Here is a 17497-nt window from a genome sequence, read left to right as displayed (position 1 = left end):
CCAATACTTTAGTCGCGACTTGACTATGGGCCTCCCGCGCCCAATACTTAAGTCCGTGCCTAACCAATCCGACATTGACCGTGTCTTCCACGCGCTGGGCGACCCGACACGTCGCGCCATCGTGGAGAAGCTGGGGCACGGGCCCTGTTCGGTCAGTGCGCTCGCCCAACCGCTTGGCATCTCGTTGGCGGCCGTGGTCCAGCACCTTCAAGTGCTGGAGGAGAGCGGGCTCGTGGCGACCGAAAAGGTCGGCCGCGTGCGCTCGTGCCGGCTGGACGCCAAGGGCCTCCAGGTCGCGGGGCAATGGATTGCCGACCGTCGCAGCCTCATCGAACGCAAGTTCGACCGTCTCGAAGCACTCCTTGCCGAACCCACCACCCCACCCTCGGGAAAGAAGCCATGACCCTCGTTCACAGCACCTTCACCGTCGACCGGACCTTCAGCGCCCCCATCGCCCGCGTGTTCAACGCGTTCGAGAACCCCGAGATTCGCCGCCGCTGGTTCGTCGAAGGCGAAGGCTGGGAGATTGTCCGGTACGAGCTCAACTTCAAGGCGGGCAGCCGTGAAGGCGGCGTCTTCCGCTTCCAGGGTGGACCGGAGATTGGCAATGACACGCTCTACACGGACATCATTCCCAATGAGCGCATCGTCTTCGCCTATACGATGACTGTCGCCGGCAAGAACATCTCCTCATCGCTGGTGACGGTGCAGTTCAGCACCGAGGGCGACACGACACGTCTCACCTATACCGAGCAGGGCGCGTACTTCGAAGGCGGCCAGGACGCGGTCCGCGGACGCGAGGCGGGAACGAAGGAGCTGTTCGAAAAGCTGGCGCTCGAGCTCACACGCTGAACGCGCCCCCACCCGTCCAGTCGCAGACCTGTCATCACCCGCGCGCCTCGCCGCAAAGCCAGCCAACAATCATCCGCATCCGAAGCTCTGATTCTGCCCGCTGGCGGCCCTCGTTGACCCGCACCGCCAGCAACCCCGGACGGAGGACGAACCCCGGAGCACGCCTTCGCGCCGGGAGCCCGTCTCCTTCCAAAGCTCAGTTCGATTCCTGCGTCGCGACCCACCACGTGGTTCCGCCCGCGTCACGGAACCCGCCGCGCTTGTCGCCATCTCCCGAATTGACCGGCGTCTTGACGGCCTCGGCCCCAGCGGCGAGCGCGCGCTGGTAGATGCCATCCACGTCCGCGACGTACAGGTGAACGTGGCTGGCGACCGCCGGCCAACCGTTGGCGGCTTCGCTCAGCATGATGACCGTGTCATCGATGCGCACCTCACCGTGCATCAACCGGCCGTTGTCCCCGGGAACCATGCGCAGCCGTTCCGCGCCGAACACCTCCACCAGAAAGTCGACGGTCCTGCCCGCCCCGTCGACGACGAGGTACGGCGCCACGGATGTATACCCCTCAGGCTTGTACGCCACGTGCCCTCCTTGAATGCGAATGCCGCTTCAGGAAGGAGAACCTGACGCCGCCCGCGCCTGGGGGCAAGCGGCGTCTGCTCCCGTGCTCACACGGACCGCGTCATGCCCGGACTCAGCGGGAGATGGCCACCGAGGACACGCGGTCGTTCCACGGGCCATTCGGAAGGGTGTCGATGTCACTCACGCTCTGCGTCGCGGTGGTGCACCGCCCCGTCAGATTCACGTGCTCACACAGGGTCGCCCGGTACGGCCCCACGACCGAGAGGGAGCTCGCCACGTCATTGAAGCCCAGGTCTCCGAGCGCATTCACGCCGCCCGTGAGCCGCACCAGGTTGCCCTCGAAGTTGCCGTGCTCGTGGAGATAGACACCCTCCGAGGCGGAGTGCGCCTGGACCGCGTACGTATAGTCCCCTGACGAGAGGTGCGCCCCCCGCCCGTAGTCCGAGTACGCCCAGTTGCTCAGCCCGCCCGGCGACTGCTTCACCACCACCGCCCAGCGCTGGAACGGGAAGCGGGCCCCCAGACGGCCGTGAAGCGCCACCGCGCGCTCCCCCGCGCCACCGGACAAGCTCCCGAGCTGGCCTCGCACGTAGCTCTCCAGCGTGCCCTTCCCCACCACGCTCGTCACCGAGTTCGTCGGAAAGGCGATGTGGGTGTAATCATCCATGCTGTCGGATTGATAGTAATTGCCCTGGTGGGTCATCCAAGCGCCCCAGGCGCGCTTCAAGGCCATCACGTGCCAGTAGCGCCCCGGGACGGCGTTGTTGACGAAGTTCCGGATGCCGTGCCAGCGCTGCTCGGCGTTGCCGCCAATGGTGTGCGCGGTGTTCCTGAAAATGACGTTGAAGTCGTCCGGCAGCCACGTCGTCGACGACAGCAGCCGGAAGTTGAGCGCCAGGATGGCGTCAATCAAACCCGCCCCCGGAAAGTCCATGAACAGGATGCCCGCGCGCTGGTTGTGGCCCGCCACCAGGTGGTCAATGGCGTAGTCGTTCACCCCGCGGATGCCCATCGAGCTGTGCCCACCCGCCACCGAGTAGGGATGCGCGAGCGCGGAGGCACCACTGAGGAAGTTGACGAACAGCGAGGAAGACGCGCCGGTGTTCGTCCGCTCCAGGTGCGCCCGGACCTTGTTCCACTTGTTGCCGATGTCGAAGAGCGTCGACACCGTCCAGTCGTCCTGGAGGTTGAGGCTACCCCAGGCGATGCCGTACGCCCCGCCACCAAAGTCATCCAGGATGACAATCTTTCCCCGCACCTCGCCCAGGCTCGGCACCTGGCTGCCCGTCCAGATGTAGGGCCGGTAGGCCGGGTTGTTCCGGTACGCCAGATACGTCTCGGCGAAGCTGCGGGTGACGTTCTCCTCCGTGTGCTCCTTCTTGACGCGCATCACCACCGTCTCGGAGGGGTTCGCGTTCAGAAACTGGATGGTCGTCCGGAGGACGTCATCGAAGTTGACGTGGAGGTAGACCACGCCGTGGTGGATGGTGAAGCTGTCCGCGATGTGCCGGCAGCGGATGTCCAGCGCGCGGACGCCCGCCTCCAACTGCTTGCGCAGGTCCAGGGACTGCGTCTGCGTCAGCGACCCACCGTAGCCCTGGTAGGCCATGGTGTCGTGGGTGCCGGGCAATGACAGCGCGGACAGCCGCGTCGAGTCCGGCACCCAGTTCATCCAGTTCGGGTGATGCGTCTCGATGCTCCCGGAGTCGTTGTAGTAGCGGCCGCGGGCGAACGCCGCGGGAGCCATGGCGACACTCGCCAGGACGAGCATCGCCGCCAGGTGGCGGAGGCGGGGGAAGGCAGACGAACGATTTGACATGAGGGGGTTCTCGGCGACGAGGTGCAAAGACAAACGCCCCGGTCTTCACCGTGGCGCGTCCAAGGCAAGACGCTCTCACGAATACCCAGAACTCCCAACAAATCACCTGCCTCTCCGGCTTCGCTGCCGATGTCCATTCCCGTTCGGCTGGGATTGGACGATTCGTGGCTGCGTCGCCACGGGAGCGGCGGGCTCGAAACGAACGGGGAAAATGAAAGCCCCTGCCCCCGGGATGTTGGGGGACAGGGGCTTGTGTCAGCCGACAGTCAGCCGCGGCCGAGACGGGGGCTCACTGCGCCTGAACAGGCGTGTGCGCGTCCACGATGGGGCAGTTGTTGATGCACTCGTTGTGGCGATAGAAGCAGGTGCCCAGCGGCGTCGTGCCCAGCCGGAGGCACTGGTTCAAGCGCGTGTCACACTGCTGAACGCAGGCGTTGGCCTGCTCGACCTCGGGGGCCGCCGCCGTGCACCAGGTCGCCTCGCAGTCCATGCGACCGTACTCGCACATCTCCTTCGCCTCGGCCGTCTGCGCGCGGGACATACAACGGACGTAGAGCCAGCCACAGTCGCTACACAGCGCCGCCGCCTCGACCTCGGGGGTCTGCGCGGAATCCTGCTGCGAGCCCTCGACACCGCCACAGCCCGCCAGCAGTCCAGCAACGAGTGCCACCGCCACGAAAACCGACTTTGCCTGCATGTTTGCTCCCGGTGAGACCTTTCGGCTTTGAAAGGTCTTTCCAGAATAATGGCTCTGACGTCCGACATCGAAGGCGAAATGTGTCGCCGCGAAATACCGTGACGGGTACGGATGTCCGCCGGGCAACGAAAGGTACGCCGCCGCATGAACGCCGCCCCTGTCGCGATTCTGTTCCAGGCCCTGGCCCCGCCGGTCATCAACGGGCTGCGGAAGGAGGCCAAGCCGGGGGGCTACTCCGACGGCGGTGCCGACATCGCCTTCGCGCTGCGCCAGGCGGGCCAGGCGGTCGTCACACCCGTCAACGCCCCTTCCCCGGCCTCCGCCCTGGACTGGGTGTTCCCGGATACGGAGGCGGGCATCGCCTCGGCGCTGGGCCTGGGCGCCCGTGTGTTCTGGGCGAACACCGTGCTCTTCGCGGGCCATCCGCTCGAGGCGGTGTTGTCTCGCGTCGCCGTCGTGGGCCAGCACCCCGCCGCCGTCCACCGCTTCGACGACAAGTTCGACACCAACCAACTGCTCCTCCAACGCGGACTGCCCGTCGCGCGCTCCTTGCTGGTGGCGCGTGAGGCGCGGGCCGGGGTCGTCGCCCTGGACGCCGTGAGCACGCAGGGCCTGGCGTTCCCCGTCATGGTGAAGCCCATCCGGGGACGGGGGAGCCAGGGCGTCACGCGGACCGCGAACCTCGCGGAGCTTCACGCCGCGGCGAGCGCGCTGCTGAACGGGGGCGCCTTCGGTGACACCCTGATGCTCGAGGAGTACCTGCCCGGAGAGGAGCTGACCGTGACGGTCCTGCCCCCCGCCTCGCCCACCCCCACTGGACAGCTTGGCGCGAAGCACTGGTGCCTGCGCCCCGTGGTCCGCTTCGACCACCACGACGGCGTCATGCCCTACAACGGCACGGTCGCGGTGACCCAGAACAGCCGCGCGCTGTCGGACGAGGATGCCTCGCGGCCCGGAATCCAGGCCGTGCTCGGAGCCTGCGCGGAGGCGGCCCGGCTCGTGGACGCCCGCGCGCTCATCCGCATTGACTGCAGGGCGGGCGCCGACGGCGCGTTCCGCCTCTTCGACCTCAACATGAAGCCCAACTTGACGGGCCCGGGGCGCCCTGGCCGCGACGACCAGGACAGCCTCTGTGCCTTGTCGGCGCGAGCGGAGGGCTGGAGCTACGCCGACCTGCTTCGCGCCATGCTCGCCGCGGCCTGGACCGAGCGCTCCTGACCGGCCACGGCGCCTTCAGGGAGGCAGGTTGCTACTGGAAGCTGGCGAGCGCCTCCTGCTCGCTGTCGAAGGTCTCGAAGACCGTCAGCAACCTGGTGATCATCAGCACGTCCTGGACCTTGCTCGGAAGCGCCAGGAGCTTCAGCGCGCCGCCATGGTTCGACATCCGGGTGTAGGCGCTCACCAGCTCGCCAATGCCAGAGCTGTCCACGGACGAAACATTCGCCAGGTGCAACACGAGCTTCTTCTTCCCGTCTTCCAGCGCCTGGTGCACCGCCTGGCGCAATACGACCGCGCCCTCTCCAATCGCAATCTTCCCGGCGAGGTCGAGGATGGTGACGTCGCCTGACTGGCGCTGCTGGATGGTCAACTGAGCCATGAGACTCACTCCTGTTTCAGAGGGGGGACCGCGAACCGCTGCTTCGAAAGACGGACGACGGCGCCGCCCCGGGGATGGCGCGAGAACTCCACCTCATCCATGAGCGCGCGCATCAACAGCACCCCTCGCCCCGAAGGCACGAGGAGCCGAGCACCGGACGTCGCATCCGGAACCGCCGCCACGTCGAATCCGTTACCTTCATCCCGCACACACACCGTGATGCAGGCATCCTGATACGAAATGCCCACCTCGACCCGGCGGCGCATCTGGCCTTGATTGCCATGTTGAATGGCATTGGCCACGGCCTCCGCGACCGCCAACTCCACCTGCTCCGACTCAGGCCCGAAGAAGCGCACGTCCTCCAAGAAGCGACGGAGCCCGGCGGTGACCCTGTCAATGAACTCCAACCGGCTTTCGCCGAACATGCGCAAGGAGGTCGTCATCTGGAACCAGGGAAGTGCTCGCGACCCTGAAATAGGTATCAGCGCTCAACTGGAAATACAATCAAAACACGACTAATCATCCCTTAAGGCAGACATGACACCCGGGTGTCGCGACACACTCAATCCCTTGCATTTCATCCGCGAGCACGAGACGGACGACCCGCCGGGCAGGCAGGGGGCGGTGCCGACCCCGCCAAGCCCGCCCCGGAATCCACGATTTCAACTCACCGTGGCGCTGCGTGTTCGTTGTGACATCCCCGCGCGGCGCGGGTAACCTGCCGGGGAGATGACCCCCGCCGCCAGGGCCGACATGGAGTTACGTGCCGATCGCGCCCTGCGCCGCGGCGAGCTCACCGAAGCGCTCGGACTGTACGAGTCGCTCGTTCGCGCGTTCCCAGCCGACCCCGGCCTGGCCGGCAAGCTGGCCAACGCGCGGGAGCTGCTCCAGCCCGCGGAACTGGAAGTGCTCGAAGCGGCCCGGGCGGAGGCCCACATCCCGCTCCCCGTGGGCCCCTCGTCCCCCGTGCAGGAAGGCGAACGCCTCTTCGCCCTGGGTGACTACGCGGGAGCCGCCGCGTGCTACCGCCGCGCCCTCCAGGAACGGCCGGACAGCGAGCTGCTGAAGGAGCGGCTGATCGAGCTCTATGGCCTCGCGCGCACGATGCCCCTACAGTCTCCGACAGATAGGGCACTCCCCGACAAGCCGGAGCCTCGCCTGCAGGCCCTGCTCGACCGGGTCGCCTCGCGCCGCCGCCTGAAGCGCGACTGAGGAAAGGGCCCGTTTCCACTCGCGAATCCGCCCTCCCCGGTGATTCGCGCGTTGCACCCCCCGGCCCCCCTCCTACAATCAGGTCCGACGTTTCTGTCATGGTGACGCTCTCTCCCTCTGACACCCGCGTCCGACCTGTATGCCCCAGCCCATGAGACTTGGAGTCCTGACCGGTGGTGGAGACTGCCCCGGCCTCAACGCGCTCATTCGCGGCCTCGTGAAGCGAGGCACGCACGAGTTCGGCCACGAATTCGTCGGCATCGAGAATGGCTACATGGGGCTGCTCGAGCCGGGGCTCGCCCACCCGCTCACTGAAGAGGACACGCGCGGCATCCTCCCCAAGGGCGGCACCATCCTGGGGACCTCCAACAAGGCCAACCCGTTCTCGTACGCGACCCGTGAGAACGGGCACTGGGTGGAGCACGACGTGTCCGACCAGGTCCTCCGCCGGTGCGAGGAGCTGCGCCTGGACGGGCTCATCGCCGTGGGCGGTGATGGCACGCTGTCCATCGCCCACCGGCTGTCAGAGAAGGGCCTCAAGGTGGTGGGCTGCCCGAAGACCATCGACAACGACTTGTCCGGCACGGACCAGACGTTCGGGTTCGACACCGCGCGGCTCATCGTCACCGAGGCGCTCGACCGCCTGCACTCCACCGCCGAGTCCCATGACCGGGTGATGGTGGTGGAGATCATGGGCCGCCACGCGGGCTTCCTCACCCTGGAGAGCGGCATCGCCGGGGGCGCGGACGTCATCCTGATTCCGGAGATTCCGTACAACGTGGAAGCCGTGGTGGCGAAGGTCCGCCGCCGCTCCACCCGCCGTCGCAGCTTCTCCATCATCGCCATCTCGGAGGGTGCGTTTCCCCAGGGCGGCGAGCTGGCCGTGCTGGACGCGGCGGAGGCCATTCCCGGGCGCGGCGTGGTCCGGCTGGGCGGCTCGGGCAAGGTGCTGGCGGACCTGCTCGCCCGCCACATCGAAGCGGAGATTCGCGTGACGGTGCTGGGCCACCTCCAGCGCGGCGGCAGCCCCAGCGCGGCGGACCGGGTGCTGGCCACCCGCTACGGCTGCAAGGTGCTGGACCTGGTGAGCGCCGGGCAGTGGGACCACATGGTGGCGCTGCGCGCGGGGGAGATCATCGCGGTACCCTTGAGCGAATCGCGCAAGGAGCGCCGGGTGGATCCGGCGGGCGAGCTGGTGCGCTTCACCAAGAGCATGGGCATCAGCTTCGGGGACTGAGGGGACTCACCGCACGCCATGACGTCGCTCGTCGGCCGCCATATCGGTCGCTACCGCATCCTCGAGCAACTCGGCTCGGGGGGCATGAGCGTCGTGTACAAAGGGCTCGACACGGCCCTGGACCGCGAGGTCGCGGTGAAGGTGCTGCACCCGCACCTCGCCGGCAAGGACGAGTCCCGCCGCCGGCTGGCCCGCGAGGCCCGCGCGGTGGCCAAGCTGCACCACCCCAACATCCTGGAGGTGTTCGACTTCTCCGCCGCGGACGCGCAGGACGCGTTCATCGTCACCGAGTACATCCGCGGCCAGACGCTGAAGGTCTTCCTGGACGAAGGCCCCATGGACCCGCCGGAGCTGGCGGCCATGGTCATCCATGAGCTCGCCGCCGCCCTGGCCCACGCCCACGAGGCCGGCGTCATCCACCGCGACCTCAAGCCCGAGAACGTCATGGTGCGCGACGACGGCGTCCTCAAGCTCATGGACTTCGGCATCGCCCGGTTGATGGACATCGAGGAGCGGATGACGCTCACCGGCACGCTGGTGGGCTCGCCGGCGCACATGGCCCCGGAAATCATCGAGGGCCTGGAGGCCGGTCCCCCCGCGGACGTCTTCAGCGTGGGCATCATGTTCTACGCCGCGATGACGGGACGGCTGCCCTTCCTCGCGCCCAACACCACCGCCACGCTCAAGCGCATCCTGGACGGGGACTACGAGGACCCGCGCCGCCGCGTGCCCGCGCTGTCCGACGAGCTGGCGGACATCTGCGCCACCTGCCTCCAGCGAGATCCCCAGCGGCGCTACCCGGACGCGGCCCGGCTGCGCGACGCGCTCGCGGACTACCTCGCGGGGCTCGGCTTCGCGCGCGTGGGCGAAGAGCTGGTGTCGTACTTCGCGGACCCGCAGTCGTACCGGAAGCTGGCCCGTCAGCGCATCGTCGCCACCCTGCTGGACCGCAGCGAGCGGCAACTGGCGGAGAAGCGCATCCCGCGCGCCCTGGCCAGCCTCAACCAGGTCCTGGCGCTGGACGGCGCCAATGAGCGGGCGCTGGCGCTCCTCAAGGGCATCCAGCGGGCCCAGCGCCTCAAGACGTGGCGCCGCCGCGGAATCCGGGTGGGCGTGGGCCTGGCCGCCGCGGGCCTGTTGGGCCTGGGCGGCTGGAAGGCCCGCAGCGGTCACGCCAGCATCGACCCGGCGATGTCGCAGGAGGTCACCGCGCCGGAACAGGTGGCCACCACGCCGCCTCCGCCCGAACCGTCCACCGAGCCGCTCGCCACCACCACCGCGCCGGCCGGGCTGGCCGCCGGTGCGCAGGAGAACGCCGGGCGCCCTGGCACGCCCCAGCCGGTCCGGCCCGCGAGCCCGCCGCCTCGCGCGGCCAAGGCCCCCAGCGGCCTGACGCCCAGGACCGAGGGCTCGCCGTCGGTGGGCGGCACGGTGAAGACGGGCCTGGCGCGCGCCGCCACCCCGGAGGATGAAGACGCGCCGCGCAAGCCGCTGGTGCGAAGGCTGCCGGTGTCCATCCTCGTGCGGCCGTACGGCAGCATCCGGGTGGATGACGGCGCCATCAGCACCCAGCCGCTGCAGAAGCACGACGTGGAGATGACGCCGGGGCGGCACGCCGTCACCATCTCCTGCGACTACTGCGAGGACGTGGTGGACACCATCGACGTGCAGGCGGAGGGGGACAACGTCTTCCACCTGCGGGCCCAGCCCAAGGCGTCGCGCCTGTCGGTGGACTTCGAGCCCGCGGGCGCGCAGGTGCGCGTGGGCGACGAGGTCCGCACCGCGGCGGACAGCCTGACGACGCCGTTCGAGGTCCGGTCCCCCCGCGGCCCCGCGGGCTTCCAGCACACCGTGGTGGTGGAGGTCTCCCACCCGGGGTACGTTCCGGAGCGGCGGGTGGTGCATCTGCGGCCGGGCGAACCCACCACGCTGCGTGGGAGTCTCCGCCCCGAATGAACCGCTGCGTTCCGCTCCTCCTCATCGCGCTGATGCTGCTCGTGCCGGACGCCGCGCGCGCGCAGGACGCCGGGGATCCGGAAGTCGCCGCGCTGCGCGCCAGCTTCGACTACGGCAAGTACGCGGAGGTGATGGACCGGGCGGGCGCGCGCATCGACCGGGGCGGCCTGGACGAGGACGACCTGGCGGAGCTGCACAAGCTCGCGGGCCTGGCCGCCTTCAACCTGGGGCGGACGGATGACGCCCGCCGCCACCTGCGCGCCCTGCTCAGATTGGATCCGGACTTCAGCCTGGACCCCTTCGTCGTGCCCCCGCCCGCGGTGTCCTTCTTCGACACGCTCAAGGAGGACATGGACACGGAGCTGGACTTCCTGCGCCAGGAGCGACGCCTGCGCAAGGAGCGCGAGAAGGCGGAGGCCGAGCGCCGCGAGCGCGAGCGCATGGAGGCTGAGGTGCAGCGCCGCCGCGCCGAGGAGCTGGCCTCCCAGGTCACCGTGCGCACCGTGGAGAAGCGCAACTTCCTGGTCAACTTCGTCCCCTTCGGCGCCGGCCAGTTCCAGCAGGGCCGCACCAGTCTGGGCATCGTCTTCGCCGCCACCGAAGGCGTGCTGGCGGTGACGAGCATCATCTCCTTCTTCGCGTACGAGTCCTTGTTCGAGGAGCGCACCATCGACCTGGACAACGTGCTGAACCCGGACGGCCGGGCCTCCGTCACCGTGCGGTTCATCCCCACCAGCCGCGCGAGGCAGCGGGACGCATGGCAGCTCCTCAAGCTGGGCTCGGCCGCGGGCTTCTACGCCATCTACGCCGTGGGCGTGGTGGACGCGCTCTATCACCACGAAGACCAGGTGGTGCGCAGCACCGTGGAACCCCGGGCGGACGCACCGCCCTCGGAATCCCCTCCCTCCTCACGCGTCGTGCGCGCCGCCGCACCGAAGACGCACGCACGCGTGGGCCTCTACCCGACCCCCGGCGGACTCGGCGCCGGTCTCACCCTCTCCTTCTGACGAAGAGAGCCTCCAGGTACGTGAAGCCATGGCCAGCCTCACCGTCCGCACCCCCGATGGCAAGGTCCGCGCGATCTCCCTGCTCAAGCGCCTCACCAGCATCGGGCGGGGCGCGGACAACGACATCCAGCTCGAGGACACGTCCGTTCCCTCCAGCGCCCTGCACGTCACCTTCGACGGCACGCGCTACGAGGTCGGCAGTCTGGGCGCCACCTTCCAGGTCAACGGCAAGAAGCGCGACGCGCATGCGCTCTCCACCGGTGACGTGGTCCGCGTGGGCCAGACGGAGCTGATCTTCGCCCGGGACGACGCCCCCCGCGCGCCGCCGCCCCCGCCCGCCCCGCCTCGCGAGCTGACGCGCACGTCCAGTCCGGACTCGCACACGTCCGAGCTGCCCGGCGTGCCCGGCCGCGAGCTGCTCCTGCTGCGCCGGCTCACGGCCTTCAGCGAGCGGCTGCTGGGGCTCTACGATTTGGAGCGCATCCTGGAGGGCCTCATGGACGAGGCCATCGAGGTGACGCGCGCCGACAAGGGCTTCCTCATCCTGATGGAGAACGGGGAGCCGCGCATCAAGGTGGCGCGCAACGTGGCCCGGGAGAACATCGAGGACACGGTGGAGAAGGACCGCATCTCCGACTCCATCATCGCCAAGGTGGTCAAGGAGCAGAAGGCGCTCATCGTCGCGGACGCGTTGGACTCGCCGGAGTTCAACAAGAGCGACTCGGTGGTCAACCTGCGCGTCCACTCCGTGCTGTGCGTCCCGCTGATGCAGAAGGGCGACCTGTTCGGCGTCATCTACGTGGGCAACGACCGGCTGGTGAACCGGTTCGAGCCCAAGAGCGCGGACATGCTCACCATCTTCGCAGCCCAGGCCTCGCTCATCCTCCAGAACGCGATGCTGGTGAGCGACCTCAAGCTCGACAACACCGAGCTGCGCCGCAAGCTGGAGGACCAGCGCTACGGCGACATCGTGGGCGCGTGCCAGGGCATGCGCGACGTGTACAAGCGCATCGACAAGATTGCCCCCACGGACATCTCCGTGCTCATCACCGGCGAGACGGGCACGGGCAAGGAGCTCATCGCCCGCGAAATCCACCGCCGCTCGCCGCGCGTCAAGGGCCCCTTCATCACCATCAACTGCGGCGCCATCCCGGAGAACCTGCTGGAGAGCGAGCTCTTCGGCCACGTGAAGGGCGCCTTCACCGGCGCGGTGGCCACCAAGGCCGGCAAGTTCCAGGCGGCCATTGGCGGCACCCTCTTCCTGGACGAAATCGGCGAGATGCCGCTCCAGCTCCAGGTGAAGCTGCTGCGCGCGCTCCAGGAGAAGATTGTCTACAAGGTCGGCGACAACCGCGGCGAGCCGGTGGACATCCGCGTGGTGGCGGCCACCAACAAGATTCTCGAGGACGAGGTGAAGAAGAACACCTTCCGCGAGGACCTCTACTACCGCCTCAACGTCGTCACCCTGAAGCTGCCGCCCCTGCGCGAGCGCGGCGAGGACGTGGTGGTCCTGGGCCGCTTCTTCCTGCAGAAGTACGCCCGCGAGTTCAGCTCCAAGGCCCGCAGCTTCACGCCCTCCGCCACCGTGTCCATGCGCAAGTACGGCTGGCCCGGCAACATCCGCGAGCTGGAGAACCGGCTGAAGAAGGCGGTGGTGCTCGCGGACAAGCCGCTGCTGGGCCCGGACGATTTGGACCTCAAGCCAGAGAACCTGGAGCCCATCATGCCGCTGCTCCAGGCCAAGGAAGAGTTCCAGAAGCGTTACATCAACGAGGTCCTCGCCCGGAACAACGGGAACCGGACCAAGACGGCGAAGGACCTGGGCGTGGACCCGCGGACCATCTTCCGCCATCTGGAGAAGCTGGAAGCGGAGAAGACGGGACGCCCCCTGCCCCCCGAGGAGGGCGACGAGCTACTCTAGGGCGCGACGCACAGGGGATGATGGAAGCGACGACGCGGCAAGACTCCGGAAGACGAAGGCTGCGGCTGCTGGTGGCCGCGAGCTGCGCCGCGTCCGGGTGCCTGATTCCCCAGGACGACACCCTGCTGGACAGCGTGCCGGAGTTCATGAACCGGCCGCCGCGCATCATCGAAGACCTGGTGTTGCCCCATCAGCGCTTCATCCCGGATTTCGGCGCGAACGGGTGCGAGCTCACGTTCGAGGTGGCGGTGGAGGACCCGGACGTGGATGACTCGATCGTCGTCCACTGGTACGTGGACTACAACCCGCAGGACCCGAACCGGTATTACTTCGCGAGGCCGCTGCTCAACAGCAGCGAAACCCTCCGCGCCGACCGGGGCACGCTGACCATCAGCCTGGAGTCCGCCAACAACCCGTTGGGCACGCCCGGCTACCATCTGGTGGAAGCGCTGGTGACGGACGCGGTGCTCCTGAACCGGGTGGTGCAGCCTCGCCCGGTGCGGATGCCGGACGGCACCACCCTGGAGAACCCGGGCTTCGTCGTCTCCTACGCATGGACGGTGAACACCGTGCAGGGCACCTGCCGATGAACGCCCGGCGGCGGTTCACCTGGGTCGCGCTGGTGCCATGGCTGGGCGGGATGGGGTGCGTGCTGCTGGACAACACACCCGACCCCAGCCAGTTGGTGTGCCGCGCCGACACGGACTGCGGCACCAACGAGGTCTGCTTCCCGGACGGATGCGGTGACCCGGGCGGGACATCGTGGTGGAGGTGATGCCCAACCCGAATGACGGCCTGCACGCGCAGGACTTCCGCGTGGACACCGTCCGGCCGGAGCTGAACCTGGCGCTGTTCGGCCCCGCCGTCATCCACGGCACCGTCGTTCGCGACACCTCGACGCCCGAGCAGCCCAACAGCACCCGCCTCTACTCCGAGCCCTTGCGGCTGACCGCCCAAGGGGAGAGCCAACTGCTGCCCGGCGTGACGCGCGACTTCTCCGCGCACCTGGTGCCCTTCAAGGGGACGTGGGTGCTGCCCGTGGGAACCGGTGCCTATACCGTGACGCTGACGGCCGACGACGTGGAGCTGCCGCCAGCGCGGGGGACCACCTGGGTCGACCCCGGGGACACCGCGCCCGTTCACCTGGTGCTCTCCTCTCCCGACCAGGTGGTGCGGCTGCTCGGCCGGGTGGTGCGCCAGGGCAACCTGCCCGTGGACGCCGAGCTGGAGGTCCAGGCGCTGGACGCGAACCTCGCCCCCCTGTCCCAGCGTGTGACGGTGACCCGGTCCACCGGGGACTTCGCGCTCTTCCTTCCCGAGGAGGCCACGCAGCGCAACAGCCTCCTGATTCGCGTGACGTCCACGCGGGACATGTGGGTGCCGCAGAAGACCTTCACGGTGGATCCCCGCGAGCCGCTCACCACGCCGCTGGAGATGGGCGACTTCGGTGAGCCGGTCCAGGTCTCCGGCCGCATCCTGGCGCGGGACGGCCAGCCGGTGGCGAACGCCTCGGTGTCCCTGCGAGGCCAGGTGGGCGGCGGCGGGACGTTTCAGGGCCCGTTGAGCTACACCGACACGGAGGGCCGCTTCACGGGCCAGACGCTCCCCTCCGCGCCGGGCAACGTCCTGTCGCTGGTCGTCGTTCCGCCCTCGGGCTCCGACTCCGGCCTGACGGTGCAGCCCGTGGAGGTGCCTCGCGCGGGCGCCCACCTCACGGACGTGCTGTGTCCGGCGCGGAGCATCGTCCGGGGCCGGGTTTTCCGGACGGACGGCCAGAGCCCGGCGGCGGGCGTGCGCGTGCTCGCGAACCCCGTGGGGCAGGTGCCAGGGTGGCCCCGCCCGCCCACCGGGGGCGAAGCCCAGGGGACGAGCGACGGCGAGGGAGACTACGTCATCCGGTTGGATCCGGGCGTCTACCGCGTGGACTTCGTTCCCACGGAGAACCTGCCGCGGGTCACCCGCGTCGTCACGGTGTTGCCAGGTGACGAGACGCGGCCCCAGGTTCTGGCGAGCTTCCCACTCCAGCGGGGACGCACCGTGCGCGGCGTGGTGAGCGAGGCCGGCCAGCCCGCGCCCTACGCCTCGGTGCGCTTCTACCGGGTGGCGAACCTGGAGGGACGGCCCCTCTCCGTGCTGCTGGCCCAGACGGTGTCGGACCACATGGGCCGCTACAAGGCGCTGCTGCCCGTGCGCTGAGGCTCAGGGCAGCCGGCCGGCGCCGGGATTGCGGCCCGCGGACTCCAGCGCGTCGTGCAGCGCGTCCACCGCGCCGCCGACCTCGCCCGCGTACTGCACCGCGTGGATGGCGTAGAGGTCCTGCACCCGCACCAGGCGCCGGAAGACCTCGCGCAGGGAGGCCCGCTCGCGCGAGTCGAGCGCGCATTCGGACTCCCGCACGCGCAGCTTCTCCAGCCAGGCGGTGCGAAAGCGCATCCATTCCTGGTCCACGCTCTTGGCGGGCGACACGTTCACCAGCTTCTCCCGCCCGCTCTCCAGCTCCGACCACAGCGCCCGCGCGCCGTCCAGGCATTCGCGGTACGTGAGGGCGACGGGTGCGGGCGGCAGCTTGTCCGGCGTCATCGCCGACACGGAGCGGCCAACGCTCCAGATGAGCCACAGCGAGAACAGCGTCGTGAGCAGGATGTGGATCCCATACGCGGCGCCACGGAAGCGGCGGAAGCGGGGATCTTTCCGAGGGTCGGGAGCGGACACGGGGCCCAGGTCTTACGACCGTGGACCCCGTGTGGCAACGCTTCCTTGTGGCCACCGTCCGGTGGCGGGCTCAAGGCCCAGGCGGCCTACTGGCCGGGCTGGCTGGTGGCCTGCGCCGGGGCGGCGGCGCCGGACTCCGGGTTCATCAACCGCTTCACCGTGGCGATGCGGCCCCGGAACTGGGACTGGTACTGGCTGTTCAGGTAGCTGCCCGCCGCGTCACGCGCGATCTCCAGCGCCTTATCGTACTGGCCCACCTCCTGGTAGGAGTGCGCCAGCAGCAGCATGGCGTAGTCGCGCGTCTTGGACTTGCGGTCGCCGTCCACGAAACGGGCCAGCAGGGGCACCGCCTTCTCGTGGTTGCGGGTGTTGTTGTACGCCGTGCCCAGGAAGAAGGACGCGTCCAGCGCCTGGTCCTGCGGCGGGTTCATGGCCAGGAACCGCTCCATGTTGGCGATGACGCCGTCCATCTCGTTCTTGCGGAAGGCGATCTTCCCCTGCTCGAACGCGGCGTCGCCCGTCTCGCGGCGCAGCACGGCGGCGCGGTCATTGAGGGCCTGACGCTCCAGGGTGCTCAGGCGCGTGGTGTCCAGCTTCACCAACGCGTCGATGCCCTTGAGGCGCTCGTCGCCGGGGAGGCTGGTCATCATCTTGTAGACCTTGTTCGCCTCCTGCTGGACGGACTGGTGCGCCGCGGTGTCCGCGCGCTGCTTCTCCAGTTGGCCCGACAGGTCGGCGACCGTCTTCTCCAGGCGCTCCTTCTCATTGGTGGCGCTGGAGCTGCGCGCGCTCGTGATCATCAACGCGGCACCCACGGAGATGACGGCGAACAGCACGTACGCCACGGCCGAGGAGAGCCACTGGCGCTTCTGGAAATCTTCGTGGCGTTTGCCAACCGCCTTCACCTCCGCGTGGAGGTTCTTGAGCAGGTTGTCGCTCTTGATGACGAGGTTGCGTGCCTCGACGATCTCACGGCGCAGATCCGTGAGTTCCTTTTCCACATCCGTCTTCGGCTGGTCTGGCATGGACATCTTCCTGGGCCCGGAAATGATCTCGGCCGATTCACGCATCGTAAGGAGTTCTCCCGGTCATGCGGCGATAATTTCCGCAGCGGAACAGCACTGCTTAGGCCATGCATTTCCAGGAGTGGGCAAGCCGCGTCCGGCTTGCTCGCCTCCCCTACAGACTGCCAGGAAGCGGTCGGGATGGCTCTGCTGGAAAGCTGTAGGTGATTCCCAGTGAGAGCCAGCTCCCTCCCATGCTGAACGAGCCCACGCGCCCGGTGGCCGGGCCCACGGGGCCCCGGAGGAACGCCAGCCGGTAGTCCGCGGTGATGCCCCACCGGGGCGTCAGCCTCAACGTGGCCCCCGCGTTGCCCATCCAGGCCTGGGTGGTGGTCTCCTGGAGCGCCTCACCCTTGCGCTCGGACGAAATCAACGTGGGCCCGGCGAGCAGGCCCGCGAAGACCACGAGCCCCTGGGGCCCGAGCTGCGGAACCACCGTCTGGAAACGCAGGCCCACGAGTGCCCCGTAACCCAGCGTGTCCACCTGCCGTGCCTGCGGGGGCCCACCGTCCGTCCCGGGCTCGTTGAGGTAGAGGCGACTCTGCGAGCCGAACAGGTCGATGCCCACCTCCACCATGTCGGTGATGGCATAGGCGAACGACGCCGTGAGGATGGGGGCGCCCGACACCTCACGGGCGCGCGGCAGCCCCTGGTTCGCCGCACGCGAGTACCAGCCGTCGTACAGCGTCTTGTTCGGGGTGATGCGCCAGCCGCCTTGGATGGTGATGCGCCCCACGCCGTCGAGCGAGGTGGAGGCCTCCTCATCGTCGTAGGAGAAGTCCTGCGCGGCGGCGGGAGCGGAAAGCAGCAGTGCGAGCGGAAGAAGGCGACGGAGCATCAAGG

Annotated in this window: 19 protein-coding genes; 11 read left to right on the top strand and 8 right to left on the bottom strand. The window is 68.6% G+C overall.

The annotated features are described in order from the left end of the window. The first annotated feature begins 25 nt into the window (after nucleotides 1-25). Nucleotides 26-403, top strand: a complete 378-nt coding sequence (locus tag A176_RS13960) for an ArsR/SmtB family transcription factor (protein WP_044889152.1) — start codon at nucleotides 26-28, stop codon at nucleotides 401-403. After that, nucleotides 400-852, top strand: coding sequence for an SRPBCC family protein (locus A176_RS13955; RefSeq protein WP_002636453.1), 453 nt, complete (start codon nucleotides 400-402; stop codon nucleotides 850-852). Before A176_RS13960 ends, A176_RS13955 begins: the two co-directional genes overlap by 4 nt. 196 nt (nucleotides 853-1048) lie before the next feature. Here A176_RS13955 and A176_RS13950 read toward each other — a convergent pair whose 3' ends face one another. From A176_RS13950 to A176_RS13940, 3 genes are all read right to left on the bottom strand, one after another. Next, a complete protein-coding gene (locus A176_RS13950; protein ID WP_002636454.1) occupies nucleotides 1049-1432 on the bottom strand; it encodes a VOC family protein in 384 nt (127 codons plus the stop codon). Nucleotides 1433-1544: 112 nt separating this feature from the next. Continuing rightward, complete coding sequence (locus A176_RS13945; protein ID WP_002636455.1) at nucleotides 1545-3251, bottom strand: phosphatidylinositol-specific phospholipase C domain-containing protein; 1707 nt, start codon at nucleotides 3249-3251, stop codon at nucleotides 1545-1547. Nucleotides 3252-3540: 289 nt separating this feature from the next. Then, nucleotides 3541-3948, bottom strand: a complete 408-nt coding sequence (locus tag A176_RS13940; RefSeq protein ID WP_002636456.1) for a hypothetical protein — start codon at nucleotides 3946-3948, stop codon at nucleotides 3541-3543. Between the two features lie 144 nt (nucleotides 3949-4092). On the opposite strand from A176_RS13940, the gene A176_RS13935 reads away from it, so the two are divergent. Continuing rightward, nucleotides 4093-5166, top strand: a complete 1074-nt coding sequence (locus A176_RS13935; RefSeq protein ID WP_002636457.1) for a D-alanine--D-alanine ligase family protein — start codon at nucleotides 4093-4095, stop codon at nucleotides 5164-5166. A 31-nt stretch (nucleotides 5167-5197) separates the two neighbouring features. Here A176_RS13935 and A176_RS13930 read toward each other — a convergent pair whose 3' ends face one another. Both A176_RS13930 and A176_RS13925 read right to left on the bottom strand, forming a co-directional pair. Next, nucleotides 5198-5545: an STAS domain-containing protein gene (locus A176_RS13930; protein ID WP_002636458.1), complete on the bottom strand. Its 348-nt coding sequence runs from the start codon at nucleotides 5543-5545 to the stop codon at nucleotides 5198-5200. Nucleotides 5546-5550: 5 nt separating this feature from the next. Further along, nucleotides 5551-5988, bottom strand: a complete 438-nt coding sequence (locus tag A176_RS13925; RefSeq protein ID WP_082282739.1) for an ATP-binding protein — start codon at nucleotides 5986-5988, stop codon at nucleotides 5551-5553. 286 nt (nucleotides 5989-6274) lie between these two features. On the opposite strand from A176_RS13925, the gene A176_RS13920 reads away from it, so the two are divergent. From A176_RS13920 to A176_RS13890, 8 genes are all read left to right on the top strand, one after another. Next, the gene (locus A176_RS13920) at nucleotides 6275-6757 is read left to right on the top strand and encodes a tetratricopeptide repeat protein (protein WP_002636460.1); all 483 of its coding nucleotides are present in this window, start codon (nucleotides 6275-6277) and stop codon (nucleotides 6755-6757) included. A 151-nt stretch (nucleotides 6758-6908) separates the two neighbouring features. Continuing rightward, nucleotides 6909-7994 (top strand): 6-phosphofructokinase, encoded by a 1086-nt coding sequence (locus A176_RS13915; RefSeq protein ID WP_002636461.1) that lies wholly within the window; start codon nucleotides 6909-6911, stop codon nucleotides 7992-7994. Between the two features lie 18 nt (nucleotides 7995-8012). Then, nucleotides 8013-9950 (top strand): serine/threonine-protein kinase, encoded by a 1938-nt coding sequence (locus A176_RS13910; RefSeq protein ID WP_002636462.1) that lies wholly within the window; start codon nucleotides 8013-8015, stop codon nucleotides 9948-9950. After that, the gene (locus A176_RS13905; protein ID WP_002636463.1) at nucleotides 9947-10957 is read left to right on the top strand and encodes a hypothetical protein; all 1011 of its coding nucleotides are present in this window, start codon (nucleotides 9947-9949) and stop codon (nucleotides 10955-10957) included. Before A176_RS13910 ends, A176_RS13905 begins: the two co-directional genes overlap by 4 nt. Before the next feature lie 28 nt (nucleotides 10958-10985). Then, the gene (locus tag A176_RS13900) at nucleotides 10986-12878 is read left to right on the top strand and encodes a sigma-54-dependent Fis family transcriptional regulator (RefSeq protein ID WP_002636464.1); all 1893 of its coding nucleotides are present in this window, start codon (nucleotides 10986-10988) and stop codon (nucleotides 12876-12878) included. 17 nt (nucleotides 12879-12895) lie between these two features. Then, complete coding sequence (locus A176_RS13895) at nucleotides 12896-13468, top strand: hypothetical protein (protein ID WP_002636465.1); 573 nt, start codon at nucleotides 12896-12898, stop codon at nucleotides 13466-13468. Beyond that, the gene (locus A176_RS39920; protein WP_226994310.1) at nucleotides 13465-13653 is read left to right on the top strand and encodes a hypothetical protein; all 189 of its coding nucleotides are present in this window, start codon (nucleotides 13465-13467) and stop codon (nucleotides 13651-13653) included. The genes A176_RS13895 and A176_RS39920 overlap by 4 nt, the downstream gene beginning before the upstream one ends. After that, nucleotides 13653-15074 carry a peptidase associated/transthyretin-like domain-containing protein gene (locus tag A176_RS13890; RefSeq protein ID WP_226994309.1) on the top strand — a complete coding sequence of 474 codons (1422 nt, stop codon included), beginning with the start codon at nucleotides 13653-13655 and terminating at the stop codon, nucleotides 15072-15074. The genes A176_RS39920 and A176_RS13890 overlap by 1 nt, the downstream gene beginning before the upstream one ends. Nucleotides 15075-15077: 3 nt before the next feature. Here the strand turns inward: A176_RS13890 and A176_RS13885 are convergent, their stop codons facing one another. The 3 genes from A176_RS13885 to A176_RS13875 form a co-directional block, all read right to left on the bottom strand. Then, the gene (locus A176_RS13885; protein ID WP_002636467.1) at nucleotides 15078-15590 is read right to left on the bottom strand and encodes a hypothetical protein; all 513 of its coding nucleotides are present in this window, start codon (nucleotides 15588-15590) and stop codon (nucleotides 15078-15080) included. An 86-nt stretch (nucleotides 15591-15676) separates the two neighbouring features. Beyond that, nucleotides 15677-16660: a tetratricopeptide repeat protein gene (locus tag A176_RS13880; protein WP_044889148.1), complete on the bottom strand. Its 984-nt coding sequence runs from the start codon at nucleotides 16658-16660 to the stop codon at nucleotides 15677-15679. Between the two features lie 109 nt (nucleotides 16661-16769). Then, nucleotides 16770-17492: an outer membrane beta-barrel protein gene (locus tag A176_RS13875; RefSeq protein ID WP_002636469.1), complete on the bottom strand. Its 723-nt coding sequence runs from the start codon at nucleotides 17490-17492 to the stop codon at nucleotides 16770-16772. Nucleotides 17493-17497: the final 5 nt, after the last annotated feature.

Source organism: Myxococcus hansupus (genome assembly GCF_000280925.3).
Lineage (GTDB): Bacteria > Myxococcota > Myxococcia > Myxococcales > Myxococcaceae > Myxococcus > Myxococcus hansupus.
This window is presented reverse-complemented; position numbering and strand designations above follow the sequence as displayed.